A 19,130-nucleotide genomic window follows, 5' to 3' on the forward strand; every position below is an offset into this window, starting at 1 on the left:
CCCTCCGGTGCGGGAGGTGGGGCCAGAAACAGGGAAACAACGCGATCAGCGCATTCCAGCGCGCTACGCGGGCACTGCGGCAGCGGGCTCCGTGGGGAGGTCGCGGCTCCGCTTGATCGGACCGATCAAGCGCAACCACTTCGCCGCCGCGAGCGCGCCGAGCATGATCCACAGGCCCGTGGTGATGCCCAGGGTGCTGCCGAGCAGGCCGCCGATGAGGGCGCCGATCGGCATGCTGCCATAGACGATCACCATCGCCGACGTGCTGACCCGGCCCTGCATCTGCGGCGGGCAGTAGCGCATCCGGAACGTGCCGCTGATGATGCCGCAGGCCACCATGCCCGCGGCCGGTACGCCCATCCCGACGGCGAAGAACAGCATCCCGAAGCCGTCGGTGGTGAGCGGGATCAGCAGTCCGAAGGGTGCCGTGGTGATGGCGAGGACGATCAGCGCCCGTGCCGTGCCGAGCTTCCGCGACACCCGGTTGGCGATCAGCGCACCGGCGAGGCCGCCGAGGCTGTCGGCGATGAGCAGCGCGCCGACGAAGCCGGCCGGGATCGCGACCACCTTGATCAGGAAGACCACGAGCAGGGCGAGCGCGCCGGAGAGCAGCAGGTTCTCCACCCCGGCGCAGAGCGCGATGATCCGCAGGTAAGGATCGCGCACCAGGAACCGGATGCCGTCGGCGATGTCCTGGCGGATCGTCTTTCGAGGCGCGTCCGCCGATCGCACCTGACGCGGCTCGCGATGCCTGATCGAGCCGAGGCAGACCACCGCGACCAGGTAGGTGATCGCGTCGACGAGGATGCCGCCGACCGCGCCGAAGACCGCAGCGATGACACCGCCGACACCGGAGCCGCCCATGAAGGCGACCTGGGCGCTGCCGTGCAGCTTCGCGTTCGCCTCGCCGAGGTCCTCGCCGTCCACGAGCGACGGCAGATAGGCGCCGTAGGCGGGGGAGAAGAAGACCGCGCCGATGCCGGAGGCGAGCGCGACGAAGAGCAGGTAGCCCATCGAGAGCAGCCCGAGCCAGTAGACGATCGGTACGCTGACGAGCAGTACGAGCGCCGACGCGTTGCACGTGATCATGACTGTCCGCCGGGGCCAGCGGTCCACCCAGGCGCCGGCGGGCAGGCCGAAGACGAGCCACGGTACCCAGGAGAGCGCGGTGAGCACGCCCATCCCGAGCGGGCCCGCATCCAGGACGGTGACGGCGACGAGCGGCAGGGCGACGCCGGTGATGGCGCTGCCGAATTTACTCGTCGTCTCACCCGCCCAGAGCAGCCGGAAGTCCCGGTTGCGCAGGACACCCCGCCGGGGCGGTTCGGCCGAGGCGGGCACTGCCAGTGCGGGCGCTGCCGGTGCGGGCTCGATGCCCGCCTCCTCGGCGATCAGGTCGGGTTCAGCGGTGATACTCACGGCTCAGCTCTCCTTCCGGCACGGGTGACGTCGCCGCCCGCGCGGGCAGCCAGACATCCTCGGGTCCGAGGGCGTCGGTGGTGTATTTGCCGAGCGCGCTGATGATGAGGCGCAGCTCGAAATCGAGGCAGGTCAGCAGCCGGGTGAGGCCGGCTGCGGGGTCCTCGTCGGCGGCGAGCAGTGCGGCCCGGCCGAGCCCGGCCGCCCGTGCGCCGAGGGCGAGGGTCTTCGCCACCCGAGCGCCGTCCCACATCCGTCCGGAGGCGAGCAGGCACCCGTCGGGCCGGCCGATGCGGTGCAGGCACTCGCCGAGCGGCAGGCCCACGTGGTCCAGAAAGGACAGTGGTGCCCAGCCGGAGCCGCCTTCGGCGCCGTCGACGGTGACCGCCGACGCCCCCGCTGCCCAGGCGACCGCTGCCGCCTGCGCGATGTCGCGGCCCGGGTGCAGCTTCACCCAGATCCGGGCACGCGGGAAGTTGTTGCGCATCAACCGGATCTGCTGGCGCAGGATCTCGTCGGTGAAGGTGCCGGGCGCGCTGCACCGCAGCACCCGCCCGGCCTCGGTACCGTAGATCGGATCGATCGCGTACTGCTCGGCGACGCTCGCCCCGGTCTCGGTGCTGACGACCGTCATGCCCCCGAGGCCCGGCTTGGCGCCCTGGCCGACCTTCAGCTCGAAGGCGAGCCTGCCCGTCTCCAGCAGCTTCGTCGCGGTCGGGTCGCTGTAGACGAGGTTCCAGACCTCGGCGTCGGCGTCCTCCGTGCTCTGCTGCACGACCACGCCGCCCAGGCCGTCGGGCACCGCCGCCGCGTAGCGCTGCACCCGACCCAGCAGGCTCCGTTCGCCGTCGCCCTCCATCCGGCCGTAACCGTTCATCGGCACCACGTTCTCGCCGATCACCATGGGTACGCCCAACCGCCCCGCCTGCTCGCTCACCGCCAGCCCGAGGTTGGAGCTCGCCACCTGCGTCGACCCGAAAGCGGAGACGTAGGCGGGCAGTGGGGAGACGAAGCCGCCGATCGAGGTGGTCAGGTCGACGTCGCCGTACATCGGCTCGCGGGCGAGATCGATGAGCCGCTCCAGGCGCTGCGGCATGAAGACCGGTGGCACCAGTCGAGCATTGTCGATCTCGTCGGCGGCGGCACGGGCCGGATCGGCGCCGAGCAGGCTCGTCCCGTACCCCTCGGGATCGGGGAAGGCCGCGGCGGCGCCGAGCCGGGCGCGCCGGCGGACCTGTGCCTCCGGGAAGGTCGCGGCTCGCAGCGCGCTCACGGGGACACCCGGCCGGGGAGCTTGGGATAGGCGTTCGCCTGCCACGCGGAGTCCAGGCCGCAGATGTAGCGGGTCAGGCGCTCCAGGCCGATGCCGAAGCCGGAGCTGCCCTTGATGCCCTCGCGGACGAGGTCGAGGTACCAGCCGTACTTCGCCGGGTTCTCGCCGGTCTCGCGGATGCGGGCGACGATCTGGCGGTACTCGTACTCCCGCTCGCTGCCGCTGCACAGCTCGCCGTAGCCCTCGGGGGCGATGAGGTCGAAGTTGCGCAGCGTCCCGGGCATCGCCGGGTTCTCCCGGTCATAGAAGCCGCGCGATCCCTTGGGGTAGTCGGTGATGAAGAACGGCCGCTCGTACTCGGCGGAGAGGATGCGCTCGCCCTCCCAGTCGATCTCGGCGTCGTGGCTCTGGTCGTGGCCGAGATCGTGCAGCTCCTGGGTCGCCTCGCGGTGGGTCATCCGGCCGAAGCCGCCGCTGAGCAGGGCGTCGAAGGCGCGCGGGTCGCGGCCGAGGAAGACGAGCTCGGCGGGCATCCGCTCGGTGACCCGGCGGACGATGTGGCTGACGAGTCCCTGCGCCACGAGCAGGATCTCCTCCCGCGTCGCGTGGGCGCACTCGACGTCGATCTGGTGGAATTCGGCGAGGTGCCGCGAGGTGGAGGAGGTCTCCAGCGGTTCCAGGCGGACGTTGGGCGCGATGTAGAAGATCTTGTCGAAGGCGAGCAGGGAGGCCTGCTTGTAGAGGATCGCGCTCGTCATCAGCTTGTAGCGATGGCCGTAGAAGTCGATGTCGACCTGCTTGGCGCCGCGTGCACCGGGGTCGGTGACCGGCCCGATGATCGGCGGCAGCATCTCGACGAAGCCGTCGCCGCCGAGGTAATCGCGGGCGGCGGCGGTGATCTCGTTCTGCACCCGCAGCACGGTCCGGGTGACCGGTGAGGTGAGGTGCTCGCGGGGGCCCGGCGGGAGGGAAGCCGCGACCGCCTCGTGGATCTGCATCTGCGTCATGGATCTGCTCCTTCTCAAGGGATACGGTCGTAAGTACGTTCTACATAGGACAGAGAGTTGATCAGCTCGACGGAGGTCATCGGGCGGGCCGAGACGACATCGGCGGAGGCGCGGATCGGCAGCGAACCGATCCGCTTCCACCGCAGGTTGCCCGCCGCGTCGAGATATCCCCGGGTCTCGCCGGCGTTGTCCGGGTGCAGGCAGTAGGGCACGTCGAGGTAGCCCCGGGCGAAGGCGCCGACGAGCGCGGCGCCGATGTCGGTGGAGAGCTCCAGCGTCGCGTCGACGATCGACCGCGCCTGGTCGTAGACGCCCGTGTCCTGCGGCGGCCGGGTCGCCCGCAGCTCCTGCCGGGCGATGGTGGCGGCGTACTCCAGCGCGGTGACGTTCTCCGCGACGGTCGGGATCCGGAATGCCTCGGCGGTCGTCTTCACGATCAGCCGGGCTGCCCCGCCGCGGACCGCGAGCCGGGCCGACTCGGCGAGCAGCCGCAGCGCCCCGGCTTCCGTCCGTGGGAAGACCCCCATGTAGGTGTAGATCACGACGTGCGACCGGGCCTGCGGCAGCAGCTCGCCGATGAGGCGGTGCAGCGCGGCCACGGACTCCTCGTCCTGGGCCGGGTTGGTCTGCTGGGCATAGCTGAAGGAGATGCTGCGCAGCCCGTGCTGCCAGAAGAAGAGTCCTTCCAGGACACTCAGCGCGATGAGCAGCGCGGGCGGGCAGAGCTGGCCCATCATGCAGCCCCCGAACGTCTCCAGGTGCGGCTCGCGCTCGGCGGTCCGGGCGTCGGCGAGCGCCTCGCAGGTGCGGGCCCAGTTGTGGACGGCCTGCGCCAGCGGGGTGCGGCTGTAGGGCAGGCAGTAGGAGACCGGACCGCCCTCGGTCGCGTCGAGACCTGCCCCGAGCAGGGCGGCGATGATGTGCCGGGGGTCGGCGGACCCGTGGCGCACCTGGATCGGGAAGTCGGGCGCCGCGATGCCGTCGATCATCGCCCCGGTGACCGAGGGGCCGTGCCCGACGATCGGGAAGCCGTTGAGGGCGTCGCCCCGGTGCAGCGCCAGGCGTACCGACTCGTGGTCGTTGACCCGGGTGTAGCTGTCCAGGGTGATGGTCCCGGCGGTCGCGGCCCGGGCCGCCCGGGTGGCGGCGAGCCCGGCCCGCATGCGCGCCGGGTCGGCGAAGCCCATCCGGGGCTGCACGACGAGCCCGCCACGGGCGGCGAGCCGGGCGACGGCGTCACCGAAGGACATCACGCACCGACCGGCGTGAGCTCGTCGACCAGCGTGGGGGTGGCTCCGATCAGCTCGCGCGGCGACGGCACGGGCAGCGCCGCCACGAACGCGCGGAACTCGGCGATCGCCGCCGAGCCCGTGAAGACACCGTCGAAGCCGGCCGCGAGCAGCTCAGCCGTGACGCCGCCGTCGGCACCGGCCGCGACGTCGAGCTTGCCGCCGATGACGACCGGCGTCGCGGCGAGCTCCGGGCAGCCGCGGATGGCGCGGATGACGCGGGCGCCGTCATGGCGGCCGTGCCCGTTGACGCTGCTCATGACGATCAGGTCCGGCCGCTGGTCGAGGCAGGACTCGACGATCACCTCGTCGGGGGTGCAGGCGCCGAGGTTGACGACCCGGTGCCCCAGCTCCTCCAGGACGAGCTGGAGATAGACGAGGTTCCAGGTGTGCGAGTCGGAGGACATGCTCGTCACGACGATGTTCAGGGACGGGCTCTCGACGAGCCGCGCCAATTCATCGAACTTCATCAGTTTACCCTTCGCATTCGTGGTGCGTGGGAGGGAGTGCGTTGGCGCGACGCTATGCGTGCCGGAGGCTCGCGATCGGTGGTTGCTCCGGCAGTAGGGCGGCAGTTTTGCGGGCGTCGGTGACGAGGCTGAGCACCGTGAAGCGCGCCTCGCGCCCGCCGTCCTCGCTCGCCGCGCGCAGCAGGCCGCGCAAGCACAATCGCCGGACGAGCCGGGCCGCCGTCCCCGGACCGAGCCCGGTCACGCCGGCCACTGCGGCGATCGAGAATGGACTGTCCACTGTGGCAACCGCATCGAGCAGGGCGAGCTCCTCCGGGGGCAAGCCGCCGACCGCCGCCCGGATCACCGACCGCAGCTCGGGCGCCTCATCCGCGACCACCGCGAACGGGTCGGACTCGATGCGGTCCAGCAGCGCCGACGGTTCGTAGAAGAGGAACCACGCCGCTGCGGCCGCCAGCGCCGACGGCAGCCCGTCCAGCCGCCGGCAGATCGCCGCCACCTGCGCCGCGTTCCCCGCATCCAGGTCGAAATCCGGCCGCTCCCGCCGCACGTGCCGCAGCAGCAACCGCACCGACGCCGCGTCCCGCAACAAATCAAGATCAAGACCATCCGCCGGTACGCCGAGCGGCCCCACCGGCAGCAGCCACGCCCCGCCGGGGTCCAGCGGGCTCCGCGAGGTCACCAGGATCCGCAGCCCTCGGCAGGCCCGCAACAGGCTCCCCACCGCCTCGACATCCAGGGCGCTCGTGTCCCGGCCGTCGTAGCCGTCGCAGACGAGAATCGTGTCCCGGTCGCGTACCAGTGCGCTGAGCTGGTCCGAAGCCCCGATCTTTGCGGTGGCGGACGTCTCGGCGCTCAACGCCGTCCGGATCATCGCCGAGACCGTGTCGTCCCGCGATCCCGCGTAGGCCGACCACAACACCGGCAGCCGATCGGCAGCGTGCCAGGATGCCACCGCCTCCAGTGCCAACCGGGTCTTGCCCACCCCGGCGAGCCCGATCAGCCCGATGAGCCGCTGCCCGCCGGCGAGTGCCTCGTCGAGCGCGGCCAACTCGGCCGAGCGTCCGATGAGGCCGTCGAAGACCGCGGGCGGCGGTGCCGGTGGCTCGTGCAGCCAGGACCGGTCGTCGTCGAGCTGGATCGCCGCCGCCTGGAAATCGGCGCGGGCCCGGCCGGTCAGGCCGAGCGCATCGCAGATCAGGCGGACGGTGTCGTGCCGAGGCCGGGCCACCCGCCCGATCTCCAGGTCGCGGATCGCCCGCACGCTCACCGTGGACAGATCGGCGAGTTGCTGCTGGGTGACCCCTCGGCGCTTGCGCCAGGTCTTCAGCACGCCACCGAAGTGCAGTGGCACGGACAGCGTGGTCATGTCGCTCCTCATCGGAGTGTCGCTTCGTTGAGCCCCCGCGGTGCGAGGATTTCGCACCCATCTCGAAGCTTCGATACACCGCTATCGCGGGGCTATCGCGCGGCCTTGTCCGGAGCGCGAATCGGCTGGTGGCAAGGGATGTCGCGGTGATAATCCGCCGATGGGAGAGATCCATAACTTCAGAAACATAGCCAGCGAAACCGCTGGTGAAGACACTGAAGGAGCTTCCGATGCGCCGCATGGTCACGCTTGTCGCCACCGCAGTCAGCACTCTCGCGCTCGGCACGGCAGTCGCCGCGCTCGCCGCCCCCAGCCCGCCGATCGAGCTGGCCTCCACTGTGGTCCACCAGCTCGACACCCCCTGGGGCGACGGTGCGTTCCGCCTGCTGGACACGCCGTGGGGTGATGGTGCGATCCGTTTGCTGGACACCCCCTGGGGTGACGGCGCCATCCGCTTGCTGGACACCCCGTGGGGTGATGGTGCGATCCGTTTGCTGGACACCCCCTGGGGTGACGGCGCGTTCCGCCTGCTCGACACCCCCTGGGGTGACGGCGCTGTGGCGAAGTGATCCTGCTGCTCCGCGTGGGCTGAGGCCCCCGAAGCTAAGTCGGCAATCGTCGATGCCATGCCGTAGCTGACCTACCGCACGTCGCGCCCGCGATCCACCCGATGCGGCCGTTCTGAGATTTCTACCCGTCGAGCCGGTGTTCGGCTCCGGGCCCCAGCATCCCGGCAATGTAGTCGTCCAGAGATCACGTCTGCTTCAGGGAAACAGGCGTGATCTCGCTCCATGATTACGTCTGATCCGCCGAACCAGACGTGATCTTCAGATGCCCCTCCGCGGGTGCCGGCGCAAGCGGCGCCCTAGCAGCCAAGATCACACCTTCTTGGGGGAAATCAGTGTGATCACGAGCCTTGATCACACCGATTTCCCCCAAGAAGGTGTGATCACCGACGCCCACCGGGCAACGATGACGGCACGCCGCCGAAATAGGACCAACTCTTGAAGAGTTGCGGCGATCTTGGTGCGGCGCCGCGAGCCGGGGTGCAGCCGAGCCGGGTTGCCGCGAGCCCCGATTCCGTGAGCCGGGTGCCGTGGGCCCCGGTTCCGTGGGCCCGGTTCGGGAGTGTGGTTGCGCGACTCTGGTGTAAGCGCTGGTGATCGTGTCGCGGGAAGCGGTCACGTTTTGCAGCAAAGCGTGGCCATTTCCGCGCCGGAAGCCACGCTTTGCTGCAAAACGTGACCGGGGGCTAGACCGGGTCGAGGCTCGGGTCCAGGGCCAGCTTGGCCAGCTCGGCGCGGATGTCGGCGACGCCCTGGCGGTCGAGGACCTGCTGGCGGACCGCGAGTGCCTCGCGCAGCAGGCGTTGCGCCTCCCGACCCCGGCCCAGTCGGGCGTTGATCACGCCGAGCCGGTGCAGGATCCGGCCGTGGCCGACGACGTCGCCGGCTGATTGGACGAGTTCGAGTACGTCGGCGAGGAGGTCCTCGGCGTCCTCGTGGCGGCCCTGCGACATCAGCAGGCCGCTGAGGCGGTAGCGGACCTGCGACTCGACCCGGCGGGTGCCGATGCCCCGGGACAGGGCGAGTGCCCGGTGCAGGTAGGCGGCGGCGGGTTCCAGGGACTGGGCGGCGAGTTCGAGCTGTGCCATCTGGCTCAGCACGTGTGCCTGCCCGATCGGGTCGCCGATGGTGGCGAAGTCCGCCAGCGACTCCTGGTAGCCCGCCATCGCCCGGGTGCCCTCACGCCGCAGCTGGTGCAGCAGGGCCAGGTTGCGCCGGGCGAGGGCGGTGCCCGCTACGTCGCCGAGCTCGGCGAATCCGGCGAGCGCCGGGACGATCACCTGCTCGGCCTCGTCGAGACGGGACCGGCTCAGGTGCAGCGAACCGAGGGAGCAGAGCAGCGCGGCGGTGCCCCGGTGGTTGGCGGCGGACTGCGCGGCGGCGAGCGCCTGGGTGTGCGTACGCTCCCAGTCCTCGTAGTAGCAGCGGGTTTCGAAGAGCGCGACGAGCGCGACGGCGAGCGACCAGGCGAGCTCGTCGGCGCCTGCCTTCGCGGCCTGGGCCACCGCGGCGCAGAGGTTGGCCCGTTCGGCCTCGAGCCAGCGCAGCGGGTCGGTGAGCACTTGCGTGACATAGCTGTGCGGCGGCGGCGAGAGCGGCGCACCGCCGAGGACCACGGTGTAGTCACCGCCGTAGATGCGCCGGTGCGCTTCCTGCGCCAGCGAGAGCCAGCCGCCCGCGACCCGGGTCAGCTCGTCCATGCGCGCCTGCGGTGACTCGTCGAGTTCGAGCTGCTCGCGGGCGAAGAGCCGGATGATCTCGTGGAACTTGTAGCGCGGGCTGCCGTTGAGATCGACCGCCGCGATCTCCAGGAGCTGCACGTCGACGAGGACCTCGAGCAGGTCGGACGCGCGGAAGAGATCGATCTCCAGCAGCGATGACCCGGCCCAGACCGGCAGCGTGACCGCGTCGAGGCCCGACAGCATCCGCAGCATCCGGCGCGCGTCGGGTTCGAGGCCGTCGTAGGAGAGCGCCAGGCTGGCGCGCACCATCAGCGAGCCGTGTGCGAGCTCGTCGAGGCGGCGCCGCTCGTCGGCGAGGCGCTCCCGCATCCACGCGAGTGACCAGTGTGGACGTGCGGCGAGCCGGGCGGCGACGACCCGCAGCGCCAGCGGCAGCCCGCCGACGAGCCGGATCAGGGCGTCCGCGGCGGCGGGTTCGGCGGCGAGCCGCGCCTCGCCGATCACCGCGCCGAGCAGCCGCAACGACTGCTCGTCGTCCATCACCTCGACCTCGACGATCGTGGCCCAGGGCTGGCCGGTGAGCCTGGTCCGGGTCGTCACGACGACACCGCAGGAGGGCGCGGCGGGCAGCAGGGCGCTGATCTGGGTGTCGCTGTGCGCGTCGTCGAGGATGATCAGCATCCGGCGGCCGGCGAGCAGGCCGCGGAAGGTCTCCGTACGCGCGTCGAGCCCGTCCGGGATCGCCTCGCCGGGCAGGCCGAGGTTGCGCAGGAAGCAGTCGAGCACGTCGACCGGTGAGGCGGGCTCGGTCCGCGTACCGCTGAGGTCGGCGTAGAGCTGCCCGTCGGGGAAGGCGTCGCGGACGCGGTGTGCCACGTGCAGCGCGAGCGAGGTCTTGCCGACACCCGGCTTGCCGGTGAGGATCGCGACCGGCGCGTCCCGGCGGTCGGCGCCGGTGAGCTGGGCTTCGAGGAGTTCGACGAGGTCACCGCGCCCGGTGAAGTCGCTGAGGTCGGGTGGGAGCAGCCGCGGCGTGACCTCCTGGGCGGCGGGGGCCGCGATCGGGGTCGGTGCGGTCACCGCGACCGGGGTCTCGGGGCGCAGCCCGGCGTCTCCGGCGAGGATCGCGCGCTCCAGCCGCCGCAGTTCCTCGCCCGGCTCCAGGCCGAGCTGGTCGACGAGCACCTGGCGGCCGTCGCGGTAGGCGCGCAGCGCGTCGGCCTGCCGCCCGGCCCGGTAGAGGGCGAGCATGAGCTGGCCGCGCAGCCGCTCGCGCAGCGGATGCTCGGTGACGAGCGGGCCGATGTCGTCGATGACCCGGTGGTGCCGTCCGAGGACGAGCTCCAGCTCGGTGTAGGTCTCGATCGCGCTGAGCCGCTTCTCGTCGAGCTGGGCGGCCTTCGCCTGCAGCACCCGGCTCTGGGTGCCGCTGAGGGCGAAGCCGCGCCACAGGTCCAGCGCGCGGCGGATCCGCTGGGACGCCTCCTCGCGGCGACCCTCCCGGGCGAGCACGTCGGACTCCGCGACGAGCTCGGCGAAGAGGTGCGCGTCGACCTGGTCGCGGGCCACCCGCAGGATGTAGCCGGGTGACCGGGTGACGATGGAGACGTCCTGGCCGAGGGGGGCGAGGTGCTGGCGCAGCCCGGAGACGCAGATCTGCACCTGGGTACGCGCGGTCGCGGGCGGGTCGTCGTACCAGATGGCGTCGATGAGCTGATCGACACGGACCACTCGGTTGGCCTCGATGAGCAGCGCGCCGAGGACGATCTCGTGCCGACCGGGTGGCAGCGGCGCGAGGTCGACGGCGCTGGTCTGCACCTCCAGCGGACCGAGGATGCGGAAGACGGGATCGGACACCGGTCATCCCACCCTTCGATTATCGCGACGATAGCAGTGCGATAGCGGCAGCGAAACGGCGCCGATGACGATGGCACGACCAGACAGTGACAAATAGCCATACCGGCATCGAATGGAGGACCACGGTGGATCCCGGCATGTCTCCACACCGGACGGCGAGCGCCGCTGTCTCCGCGATCGGCCACGATCACGCGCAGCTCAGCTACGCCTATCTCAACAGCGGCGACATCGACGGTTACGCCTCGCTCTTCCACGCCGACGCGGTGGTACGCCGTCCCGACGCCGGCATCATCCGGGGCCGCGACGAGCTGGAGCGCGACCGGACCGCCGCCTCGCGAACCCGCGACGGCCACTACGTCGTCCAGCACGTCTTCGCCTCCGGCGGGCGGGTCGCGGTGACCGGCCGCTTCGTGCTCGACGCACCGCGGGCGACGGGGGACGGTGTCGAGTTCGCCGACATCTTCACCGTCGACGAGTCGGGCCTCCTGCTGGCCCAGTCCACCTACTTCTTCGTGCCGCCGACCGGACCGCCGACTGCTGCTTCGGCACGCTAGGGCGTGTCCTATCGTGTGCGGTCATGGAACTTCGTGGGCAGGTCGTCGAGTTCGTCCGTACGCAGATCGCCATCGGCGAGGATCCCTATGACGAGATCGTGGACGACACCGTCGACTACCTGACCGGCGAGGCCGACTCCGACGAGATCCGCCGCCTCGCCGAGGAGGTCGCCGACGCCGAGTTCGCGTCGTTCCTCGTCGAGCAGCGGGGCTGGCCCGAGGTGACCGACAGCGACCGCTTGACGGCCGCCTTCGCCGAGCTGGACCGGGTCGGCATCGTCGCCCGGGAGAACTTCGCCTGCTGCCAGAACTGCGGCCACAGCGAGATCGGCGAGGAGTTCCCCGAGGGCGAGGCGCCGTTCGGCTACGTCTTCTATCACCAGCAGGACGCCGAGCGCGGCGCCAACGGCGAGGGCGTCTACCTCGCCTATGACGGCAAGGACCAGACCGAGGTGGGTGCGAGCGTGGTGCGGGTGCTGCAATCGCACGGGCTGCGACCGCAGTGGGACGGCTCGCCCACCCAGCGGATCCACCTGCCGCTGCAGTGGCGCCGCCGTCGGACCGGGGAGCTGGCGGTGCACCCCGGCGCTGCCTGACAGCCGGTTAGTGTGAGTGCCATGTACTCCGCTCAACCGCTGACCGACCGTGCCGTGCTCCGCCCGCTGCTGCCGTGGCACGCCGACGAGTTCCTCGCCCACCTGGACCGGGCACGGGAGCACATCGCGCCCTGGGTGGGGCAGAGCTTCGTCGCCGTCGACCTGGAGTCGGCCACCGCCGTGCTGCAGCGTTACGCCGACGGCCACGCCAAGCACGGCGGCGGCATCCACGGCATCTGGCTCGACGGCACCCTCGTCGGCGGCGTCATGGTGGTCCACCTCGACACCGCCACCGGCATCTGCGAGCTCGGCTGCTGGCTGGAGCCCGCCGCGGTGGGGCGCGGGCTGATCACCAAGGCGGCCGCGAAGCTGCTCGACTGGGTCGTCCGCGAGCGCGGCGTCCAGCGTGTCGAGTGGCAGACCGTCGCGGGGAACGAGCCGAGCAACCGGGTGGCCCAGCGTCTCGGCATGCGGCTCGACGGCGTCATGCGCTCCGCGGTTCCGGGCCGGTCCGGGTCGACCGAGCGGAAGGACCTGCAGATCTGGTCGATCCTCGCGGACGAGTGGTTCGCCCGCACGCCGCAGGCGGAGCCGGACCGGGCGGCGATCGACGCGCTGGCCGCCGCCTTCTTCGGCGCCTTCGGCAACCTCGGCGGTGCGGCGCCCGACGTGGCGTCGCTGCGGGACCTCTTCCTGCCCACGGGGGTGGTCGTCAAGGCCGGTCCCGACCAGCAGATCTATGACCTGGACGGGTTCATCGAGCCCCGGCAGGCGCTGCTCACCGGCGGCGAGCTGGTCGAGTTCCACGAGTGGGAGACGAGCGAGCAGACCGTGATCAGCGGCGATGTGGCGCAGCGGTTCAGCCGTTACGCCAAGGCCGGTGTGCTGCGCGGCGAGCCCTTCACCGGCACGGGCGCCAAGAGCATGCAGTGCGTCCGCACCCCGGCCGGGTGGCGCATCGTCGCGGTGACGTGGAGCGACGACACGCCCTAGCGGGCGTGAAAGACAAGATCACCATCCACATAGGTACGCAGAACGCGCGCGTCGGCGATCGTATCGACGGGTTCGGTGAGGATGTCCCGGTCGAGCACGACGAGATCGGCGAGGTTTCCGGGCGCGATGGTGCCCGTACCCCCGAGGTTGTTGACGTGTGCGGACCCGGCGGTATAGGCGGTGAGCGCCTCCAGCGGGGTGAGCCTCTCGCCGGGCAGGAAGGGTTCCGGATCGTGATCGGGGTCGCGGGCCGGGAGGGTCCGGTTGACCGCGACGTGGATGCCCCAGAGCGGATCGGGGCGGCTCACCGGCCAGTCGCTGCCCGCCGCGAGCCGGGCACCGGCGCGGCGCAGGCCGGCGAAGCTGTACTGATGAGCCGCCCGGCCCGGCCCCAGGATCGGCAGGGTCAGCTCGGTCATCTGCGGTTCGTTCGTGGCCCAGAGCGGCTGGATCGTGGCCGTCACATCGAGGGCGGCAAATCGTGGCAGGTCGGCGGGGTTGACGACCTGGACGTGAGCGATGTGGTGCCGCCGGTCCCAGGCCTCGTTGGCGGCGCGTGCGTGCTCGACGGCATCGAGCACGTCCCGGACCGCCCGGTCGCCGATGGCGTGGAAGTGCAGGTGGAAGCCATCGGCGTCGAGGGCGGCGACGGCCTGGTGCAGCATCGCCGGATCGACGAACGAGAGTCCGTGCGGGTGCGGGCAGTCGGCGAGGTAGGGCTCCAGCATGCTCGCGGTGAAGTTCTCCGCCACGCCGTCCTGCATGATCTTGACGCTCGTCGCCCGGAACCGGTCGCTGCTGAGCCGGTCGCGGCGTTCCCGCAGCTCCTCGATCTGCTCCAGCCCGCGGTCGCGCTGCCACCACAGGGCACCGGTGACCCTCGCGGTGAGCTCGCCCCGGGCGGCCAGCTCGGCATAGTCGGCCGACGCGTCGGGGAGTGAGCCGAAGTCGCCGAGGATCGCGTCCTGCCAGGCGGTGATGCCGAGGGAGTGCAGGTGGCGCTGGGCGAAGCGGAGCGCGGCGAGCCGCTCGGCCCGGGTCGGCGGCGGGATCAGGGCCGTGACCAGGTCGACCGCGCCCTCGTGCAGCATGCCGGTCGGCCGGTTGCCGGGGCCGCGCTCGATCCGCCCGTCCGGCGGCTCCGGGGTGCGCTCGGTGATCCCGGCGAGCTCCAGCGCCCGGGTGTTGGCCCAGGCGCCGTGGCAGTCGCGGTTGTGCAGCAGCACCGGCCGGTCGGCGACGACCGCGTCGAGCGCCGGTGCCGTCGGCAGGCCGCCGGGGAAGTCGGCCATCGCCCAGCCGCCGCCGGTGATCCAGGGCCGGTCGGGGTGCGCGGTGGCGTAGGCGGCGACCGCGGCGAGGTAGGCCGGTGCTCCGGAGAGGCCCAGCAGATCGACCCGGAGGCTGTTGAGGCCGCCGCCGACGGGGTGGATGTGCGCGTCCTGGAAGCCCGGCGCGAGCAGCCCGCCCGCGAGGTCGACCACCTCGGTCGCGGGGCCGATCAGCTCGCGGGCACCGGCGCCGACCGCGGCGATGAGGTTGCCCCGGACCGCGACGGCGGTGGTGATCGGGCCGTCGGCGGTGAGGACGGTGCCGCCGTGAAAGACCAGCTGAGCGAAGTGCATCGCCCATGCTATCCGGACCGGGACCGCCGCCCGCACCGCAGGCGTGATGAATGCCGCATTGACATATATCGTTGGTCGGTCCATCCAGTGTCCTCGGAAGGTGACCGTCGTGACTTCCCCCCTGTCCCGTCGCAATCTGCTGCGTGCCGGCACCCTCGGCATCGTCTTCGCAGGCAGCATCGAGGCGATCTCGAGCTCTGCCTTCGCGCACGCACCCCGGACCGGCTACGGCCCGCTCGTGCCCGACCCGGCCGGGATCCTCGCCCTGCCGGAAGGCTTCTCCTACCGCATCGTCGCCGAGGCGGGAAAGACGCTGCTGGAGTCGGGCCACCCGACCCCCAGCGACCCCGACGGCACCGCCTGCTTCCGCAGCAGCCATGGATTCTCCCTCGTCAACAACCATGAGATCGGCGGCGGCGAGGAGTTCGGCGTACCGCCGCTGCCCGACCTCACCTTCGACCCGGGTGCGCAGGGCGGCACCACCACGATCGACGTGGACGCCCACGGCAACCGCCTCCGCGAATACGTCAGCGTCGCGGGCACCCACAACAACTGCGCCGGCGGCATCACCCCCTGGGGCACCTGGCTCACCTGCGAGGAGACCGAGCAGCGCAAGGGCGGCATCTTCGAGCAGGACCACGGCTGGGTGTTCGAGGTCGACCCGTTCGACCGGGAAGCCAACCGGCACCCCGTGGCGCTGAAATTCCTCGGCCGCTACGCCCACGAGGCCGTCGCGGTCGACCCGCACACCTCGGAGATCTTCCTGACCGAGGACGCGAGCGGCCCCAACGGGCTCTATTTCCGGTGGACCCCGCCGAGGCACTTCCGGGGCCGCAAGGGTGCCCTGCGGGCGCTGGCACTGGGCGCGGGCGGCGACACCGCGGGCAGGCTCCAGGCGCTCAGCGCCTCGCTCAAGGGCGTGCACATCACCGACCTGTCGCAGGCCACCACGCCCGGCACGCGCTACCGCGTGACCTGGGTCGACGTGCCCGACCGGCTCGCCACCACGGTCTCGGTCCGCCGGCAGTTCACCGATGACCAGGTCACCCGCAGCCGCAAGCTGGAGGGCCAGTGGTGGGGCGACGGCGGCGTCTACTTCGTCGCCAGCTTCGCCCGGCACACCGACGGCAGCGTCAACGAGCACGACGGCCAGGTCTGGTTCTACGACCCGAAGCACGAGACGATCGAGCTCAAGACCATCTTCGGCGTCAATCCCGATCCGAAGGTGGAGGGCACCTTCGACGGGCCCGACAACATCACCGTCTCGCCCTACGGCGGGGTCATCCTCGCCGAGGACGGGGAGGGCCTGTCGCACCTCGTCGGCGTGAGCGAGCGCGGGGAGGCGTACGCCCTGGCGCGCAACGAGATGAGCGACAGCGAGTTCACCGGCCCCACCTTCAGCCAGGACGGCCGGACCCTCTTCGCCAACATCCAGGCGCCCGGCCTCGTCTTCGCCATCACCGGACCGTGGCGCCGCCCGCACTACTGATCGCCCCGCCGCTACCCGGCCGCGCACCGCGGCCGGGTAGCGTTGCCGGTCATGCCGACCGAACAGCGCCGCCTCTTCATCGCGGCCTACCCGCCCCCGGCGGCGATCGGCGATCTCGCGGCACTCGTCGCCGGGCTCACGCTCGCCCAGCCGCACCCCGACAGCCTGTCGCGCCGGCCCGTCCCGCCCGACCAGTGGCACGTCACGCTCGCCTTCCTCGGCGAGGTGCCGGTGGACCGGATCGACGCGGTGACCGGCGCGATGACCGCCGCCGCCGCTCGGTCCCGCCCGCCCGCACCCCGGCTGCGCCTGACCGGCGGCGGGTGGTTCGACAACCTGCGGGCGGCCGCCATCTGGATCGGTGTCGACGGCGACCTCGACGCCCTGCACGCGCTCGTCGCCGGGCTGCGCGAGGAGCTGGCCGCCGCCGAGCTGCCCGTCGACGAGCGGCCCTACCAGCCGCATCTCACCCTCGGGCGACCCGGCCGACGGCTCTCCGAGGCGGAGCGGCGTGGGGACCTCGACCGGCTCGACGACTATGCCGGGCCGGTCTGGACCCTCGGCGAGCTGGCGCTGATGCTGGGGGACTACCCGGACGGCAACGACTACACCAGGATCTTCACGGCGCCGATGACATCCTGACGAGCTGTCGGTTCGGGGCGCCCCTGTTCGTTGTGAGGGTGAGAGCCTCGACCAACCAGGGAGCCAATCATGAAGCAGTACCTGATCAGCATCTATCAGCCCGAGGGCGGCTCGCTGCCGCCGGCGGAGCTCGCCGTCGTCATGAGCGACCTCGCCAAGGTCAACGAGGAGATGCAGGCGGCGGGGGCGTGGGTCTTCGCGGGCGGGCTGCACGCGCAGAGCAGTGCGACCGTGCTGCGGCATGCGGAGGGCGAGGTGCTCGTGACGGACGGGCCGTTCGCCGAGAGCAAGGAGTACCTCGGAGGGATCACGATCATCCAGGCCGCGGATCTGGATGAGGCGCTGGGCTGGGCTCGGCGGATCGCCGAGGCGATCAAGCTGCCCATCGAGGTACGCCCGTTCCAGTAGGGCACCGGCATGATCGTGCTTCTTCACGGAAACAGGCCCCTCGGAGCTTGTCGGTGGGCTTACTTCCGTGAAGAAGCACGATCATGCACGGTGACGCACCTTCCACCCGAGATGCGGGCGAGCCGGGGCGAGAGCTCCACGCCTCGCCCCCGACCGGCTCGTCGATCTCAGCTGACCAGCTCCAGCCAGGCCCGATAGTCGCTGGCGAAGGGCTCCGTGCCATCGGCCAGCGCTGTCATCAGCCAGGCCGCCGACGCTCGCGCCGCGTCGACGACCTCCGATGGGTACGCCCACCGCAGCCGATGCTCGTCGAACTCATCCTCATCCCACAGGACCACCCGACCGCCGGCTCGTTCCCGGGACACGTCGAGGTCGAGATCGACCATGGTGACCTGTCCCGGGTGCAGCCAGCGGACCGGCGAGGTGATGTCGCAGTAGATCTCGGTCTCGTGCGGCGGACCGTTGAAGGCCGCCGTCCACCACACGCCGGGCCGGAAGAGCATGACGTGCGGGTGCTCGGTGACATGCTCGCGTCCGGCTGTTCCCTTCTGCATGCGGACGCCGGGCGGTGCTCCCAGCCACACTCCGTGGCGGTCCTCCCCGAGGCGCTGAATCACGTGGTGCCAGTGCAGACTGCCGTCGAACTTGGTGTAGACGACACGCGTATCCCCGGTCATGCACCGACCGTAGGCGCTGCCGACGCACCTTTGCGAGCGGTTAACACCTCACGTGGCCGTGATCGTCGCGCTGTTGGTGATGAAGTCCTTGCCACCGCTCGCCGACGTGATCTCGTAACCCAGCTGCACGTTGCCGATCGTCACATCCCCGAACCAGCCGCGGTTCTTGATCCAGTTGGCGATCGCCTTGATGTCGACCGTGCCGGAGCTGGCGTTGCTCGTGCGCAGGAACGAGTAGACGTTGTTGCTGCCGTTGCTGCCACGGTAGATGTTCCACGTGTGTCCGCCGACGCTCGCCGTGGTCTGCAGCGTGCCGAGCGGTCCGACCGCGCCGTACTTGTTCATCCACAGCATGATCTCGTGCTTGTTGTCGCTGGACCACACGTCGTACGCCGTCGTGAAGGCCACCCCGCTGGTGGGCACGGTAACGTTGAAGGTGCTGCTCAGCGTACCCAGGGCGCTGATCTTCTTGCCCGACCACCTGGTCTGGTTGGGGTAAGACTTGATGCCGCCGGTGTTGGGGTGGTTGGCCCAGACGCCCCAGCTCGTCGCCGAGTTGGCCCAGATGGTCTGCGGGCCGTAACCGCTGCCCCAGACGTTGTTGTAAAGCGTGTAGCCGCCGCTGGAGTAGGTGCCCCAGCGGTCCGTGGAGGACCAGACGGCGGCCTGTGCCGGGGCGGCGGCGGATATGCCGAACCCCACGGTGAGCGCGAGTGCGATGACGGTGCGCCGCAGCATGGTGGACATGGTCGAATCACTCTCCTTCGAGTCTTTTCGCAGGGAGTTCAAGGGCCGGACGTCCGATGCTTCCGAACGGTAGTTATCGAATTTATCGAAATCAATACTTGAGATAGGTTGGGTTTCCAAATTATTTCGCAGCAGCTCAGGCTGCCCAAGGTCGTGCAATTTCCCGGAAGTAGTCCCCTCAGTCTGTGTCGGTAGGGCATGTTTCCGGGAAGCAGCACGATCTTGCGCTGAGGTAGGCCCACTTTCCCGGAACGTGCACGATCACCGCCGCGCCCGCGCTGCGCCCGTGTCTTGCTCCGGGCGGAGCGGCATTGCGTCCGTGCTCCGGGCGGCGCCGCCCCGAACCGCGCTTCGGATAGTGCCGTAGCGAGCCTCGCTTCGGGCAGTGCCGTAGCGAGCCTCGCTTCGGGCAGTGCCATAGCGAGCCGCGCACGGGCAGTGCCGTAGTGGACCGCGCTTCGGGCAGT

At 70.8% G+C, this 19,130-nt stretch carries 16 protein-coding genes and 1 pseudogene; 7 read left to right on the top strand and 10 right to left on the bottom strand.

All coding sequences use genetic code 11. From position 1 onward, the window contains the following. Nucleotides 1-63 precede the first annotated feature (63 nt). Genes F4553_RS30305 through F4553_RS30330 form a run of 6 tightly spaced genes read right to left on the bottom strand, consistent with a single transcriptional unit; the run spans nucleotide 64 to nucleotide 6,827 of the window. Complete coding sequence (locus F4553_RS30305) at nucleotides 64-1,419, bottom strand: MFS transporter (protein WP_184842803.1); 1,356 nt, start codon at nucleotides 1,417-1,419, stop codon at nucleotides 64-66. Further along, nucleotides 1,403-2,692, bottom strand: coding sequence for a glutamate synthase-related protein (locus F4553_RS30310; protein WP_184842806.1), 1,290 nt, complete (start codon nucleotides 2,690-2,692; stop codon nucleotides 1,403-1,405). Before F4553_RS30310 ends, F4553_RS30305 begins: the two co-directional genes overlap by 17 nt. Beyond that, on the bottom strand, nucleotides 2,689-3,699 hold the full coding sequence (locus tag F4553_RS30315; RefSeq protein ID WP_221470540.1) for an asparagine synthetase A: 1,011 nt from the start codon (nucleotides 3,697-3,699) through the stop codon (nucleotides 2,689-2,691). The genes F4553_RS30310 and F4553_RS30315 overlap by 4 nt, the downstream gene beginning before the upstream one ends. Nucleotides 3,700-3,713: 14 nt before the next feature. Further along, nucleotides 3,714-4,949 (bottom strand): methylaspartate mutase, encoded by a 1,236-nt coding sequence (locus tag F4553_RS30320; protein ID WP_184842809.1) that lies wholly within the window; start codon nucleotides 4,947-4,949, stop codon nucleotides 3,714-3,716. Further along, a complete protein-coding gene (locus F4553_RS30325; protein ID WP_184842812.1) occupies nucleotides 4,949-5,458 on the bottom strand; it encodes a cobalamin B12-binding domain-containing protein in 510 nt (169 codons plus the stop codon). Before F4553_RS30325 ends, F4553_RS30320 begins: the two co-directional genes overlap by 1 nt. Before the next feature lie 52 nt (nucleotides 5,459-5,510). Continuing rightward, entirely contained in the window at nucleotides 5,511-6,827 is a 1,317-nt protein-coding gene (locus F4553_RS30330; RefSeq protein ID WP_184842815.1) for a helix-turn-helix domain-containing protein, read from the bottom strand. Between the two features lie 239 nt (nucleotides 6,828-7,066). On the opposite strand from F4553_RS30330, the gene F4553_RS30335 reads away from it, so the two are divergent. Continuing rightward, nucleotides 7,067-7,396 (top strand): hypothetical protein, encoded by a 330-nt coding sequence (locus F4553_RS30335; protein WP_221470541.1) that lies wholly within the window; start codon nucleotides 7,067-7,069, stop codon nucleotides 7,394-7,396. A gap of 683 nt (nucleotides 7,397-8,079) precedes the next feature. Here F4553_RS30335 and F4553_RS30340 read toward each other — a convergent pair. Then, the gene (locus F4553_RS30340) at nucleotides 8,080-10,932 is read right to left on the bottom strand and encodes an AfsR/SARP family transcriptional regulator (RefSeq protein WP_184842821.1); all 2,853 of its coding nucleotides are present in this window, start codon (nucleotides 10,930-10,932) and stop codon (nucleotides 8,080-8,082) included. Nucleotides 10,933-11,069: 137 nt separating this feature from the next. On the opposite strand from F4553_RS30340, the gene F4553_RS30345 reads away from it, so the two are divergent. The 3 genes and pseudogenes from F4553_RS30345 to F4553_RS41340 all read left to right on the top strand — a co-directional run. Then, a complete protein-coding gene (locus F4553_RS30345) occupies nucleotides 11,070-11,486 on the top strand; it encodes a nuclear transport factor 2 family protein (protein ID WP_184842823.1) in 417 nt (138 codons plus the stop codon). Nucleotides 11,487-11,509: 23 nt separating this feature from the next. Further along, nucleotides 11,510-12,082 carry a DUF6891 domain-containing protein gene (locus F4553_RS30350; RefSeq protein WP_184842825.1) on the top strand — a complete coding sequence of 191 codons (573 nt, stop codon included), beginning with the start codon at nucleotides 11,510-11,512 and terminating at the stop codon, nucleotides 12,080-12,082. A gap of 21 nt (nucleotides 12,083-12,103) precedes the next feature. Further along, nucleotides 12,104-12,658, top strand: a pseudogene (locus tag F4553_RS41340) (GNAT family N-acetyltransferase); the annotation flags it as partial. A gap of 413 nt (nucleotides 12,659-13,071) precedes the next feature. On the opposite strand, the gene F4553_RS30360 reads toward F4553_RS41340, so the two are convergent. Next, nucleotides 13,072-14,700 (bottom strand): amidohydrolase, encoded by a 1,629-nt coding sequence (locus F4553_RS30360; RefSeq protein ID WP_184842831.1) that lies wholly within the window; start codon nucleotides 14,698-14,700, stop codon nucleotides 13,072-13,074. A gap of 109 nt (nucleotides 14,701-14,809) precedes the next feature. Here F4553_RS30360 and F4553_RS30365 point away from each other — a divergent pair, with 109 nt between their 5' ends. The 3 genes from F4553_RS30365 (at nucleotide 14,810) to F4553_RS30375 (ending at nucleotide 17,239) form a co-directional block, all read left to right on the top strand. Further along, nucleotides 14,810-16,189: an alkaline phosphatase PhoX gene (locus tag F4553_RS30365; protein WP_312875447.1), complete on the top strand. Its 1,380-nt coding sequence runs from the start codon at nucleotides 14,810-14,812 to the stop codon at nucleotides 16,187-16,189. 51 nt (nucleotides 16,190-16,240) lie between these two features. After that, nucleotides 16,241-16,831 (top strand): RNA 2',3'-cyclic phosphodiesterase, encoded by a 591-nt coding sequence (gene thpR, locus F4553_RS30370; RefSeq protein WP_184842838.1) that lies wholly within the window; start codon nucleotides 16,241-16,243, stop codon nucleotides 16,829-16,831. Between the two features lie 69 nt (nucleotides 16,832-16,900). Beyond that, on the top strand, nucleotides 16,901-17,239 hold the full coding sequence (locus F4553_RS30375; RefSeq protein WP_184842841.1) for a YciI family protein: 339 nt from the start codon (nucleotides 16,901-16,903) through the stop codon (nucleotides 17,237-17,239). Nucleotides 17,240-17,406: 167 nt separating this feature from the next. Here the strand turns inward: F4553_RS30375 and F4553_RS30380 are convergent, their stop codons facing one another. Both F4553_RS30380 and F4553_RS30385 read right to left on the bottom strand, forming a co-directional pair. Beyond that, nucleotides 17,407-17,916 (bottom strand): ribonuclease FAU-1 family protein, encoded by a 510-nt coding sequence (locus F4553_RS30380; protein WP_184842844.1) that lies wholly within the window; start codon nucleotides 17,914-17,916, stop codon nucleotides 17,407-17,409. A gap of 48 nt (nucleotides 17,917-17,964) precedes the next feature. Continuing rightward, complete coding sequence (locus tag F4553_RS30385) at nucleotides 17,965-18,663, bottom strand: GH12 family glycosyl hydrolase domain-containing protein (RefSeq protein WP_221470542.1); 699 nt, start codon at nucleotides 18,661-18,663, stop codon at nucleotides 17,965-17,967. Nucleotides 18,664-19,130: the final 467 nt, after the last annotated feature.

This window comes from Allocatelliglobosispora scoriae (assembly GCF_014204945.1).
Classification (GTDB): domain Bacteria; phylum Actinomycetota; class Actinomycetes; order Mycobacteriales; family Micromonosporaceae; genus Allocatelliglobosispora; species Allocatelliglobosispora scoriae.

Bases quoted from the DNA above. Each gene is read 5' to 3' on its own strand.
- F4553_RS30315 (WP_221470540.1), bottom strand. From the start codon at position 3,699: ATGACGCAGATGCAGATCCACGAGGCGGTCGCGGCTTCCCTCCCGCCG.
- F4553_RS30320 (WP_184842809.1), bottom strand. From the start codon at position 4,949: ATGTCCTTCGGTGACGCCGTCGCCCGGCTCGCCGCCCGTGGCGGGCTC.
- F4553_RS30325 (WP_184842812.1), bottom strand. From the start codon at position 5,458: ATGAAGTTCGATGAATTGGCGCGGCTCGTCGAGAGCCCGTCCCTGAAC.
- F4553_RS30330 (WP_184842815.1), bottom strand. From the start codon at position 6,827: ATGACCACGCTGTCCGTGCCACTGCACTTCGGTGGCGTGCTGAAGACC.
- F4553_RS30335 (WP_221470541.1), top strand. From the start codon at position 7,067: ATGGTCACGCTTGTCGCCACCGCAGTCAGCACTCTCGCGCTCGGCACG.
- F4553_RS30345 (WP_184842823.1), top strand. From the start codon at position 11,070: ATGTCTCCACACCGGACGGCGAGCGCCGCTGTCTCCGCGATCGGCCAC.
- F4553_RS30350 (WP_184842825.1), top strand. From the start codon at position 11,510: ATGGAACTTCGTGGGCAGGTCGTCGAGTTCGTCCGTACGCAGATCGCC.
- F4553_RS30360 (WP_184842831.1), bottom strand. From the start codon at position 14,700: ATGCACTTCGCTCAGCTGGTCTTTCACGGCGGCACCGTCCTCACCGCC.
- thpR (WP_184842838.1), top strand. From the start codon at position 16,241: ATGCCGACCGAACAGCGCCGCCTCTTCATCGCGGCCTACCCGCCCCCG.
- F4553_RS30375 (WP_184842841.1), top strand. From the start codon at position 16,901: ATGAAGCAGTACCTGATCAGCATCTATCAGCCCGAGGGCGGCTCGCTG.
- F4553_RS30380 (WP_184842844.1), bottom strand. From the start codon at position 17,916: ATGACCGGGGATACGCGTGTCGTCTACACCAAGTTCGACGGCAGTCTG.
- F4553_RS30385 (WP_221470542.1), bottom strand. From the start codon at position 18,663: ATGTCCACCATGCTGCGGCGCACCGTCATCGCACTCGCGCTCACCGTG.